Genomic DNA, 448 nt, shown 5'->3' with positions numbered 1-448 from the left:
GTGCTGGATGGAATGGGAACGCTTACGGCAACGATGGCGACCCTGGCCGTGGTCATGCTTGGCGTGAACATGGTTCTGCAATATCGGCCCATGTCGGCCGGGCAGATCGTCGTCACCTTTATCAAGCTGATCGCCATAGGCAGTATCGGGTTGGTTTGGGGACAGTTCAACCTGATTGCCAGTGCCGTCGAAGGCGGGGTGGACAGCATTGCCGCAAATCTTCTCGGCAAGTTCGGCGGTGGCGGTGTGCCCTCCAACAATCTCGCCGCAGCCATGGACAACTTCATTTCCGATTTCTCTGAAAAGGCAAATGCAGTCATGGAACCGATGGGCTGGATGGCGGGGGCTGTGATGAGCGTGCTGATTACTTTCAGCCTCGGCAGCATTGCTGCCTTGGCTGCGCTTTTGCTGATCTTTGGGCAGGTGATGGTGACGATCTATCTGGGCA

At 56.7% G+C, this 448-nt stretch carries 1 protein-coding gene; it reads left to right on the top strand.

Going from position 1 to position 448, the window contains the following annotated elements; genetic code table 11:
• Positions 1 to 33 precede the first annotated feature (33 nt).
• Positions 34 to 448 (top strand): type IV secretion system protein (locus EN994_RS34955; RefSeq protein WP_206530595.1); only part of this gene is annotated, 415 nt, incomplete at its 3' end.

This window comes from Mesorhizobium sp. M7A.F.Ca.CA.002.09.1.1 (assembly GCF_003998555.1).
Classification (GTDB): Bacteria; Pseudomonadota; Alphaproteobacteria; order Rhizobiales; family Rhizobiaceae; genus Mesorhizobium; species Mesorhizobium ciceri.
Note: the sequence above shows the minus strand (reverse complement) of the source record. Positions and strands in the feature narration are given on the sequence as shown.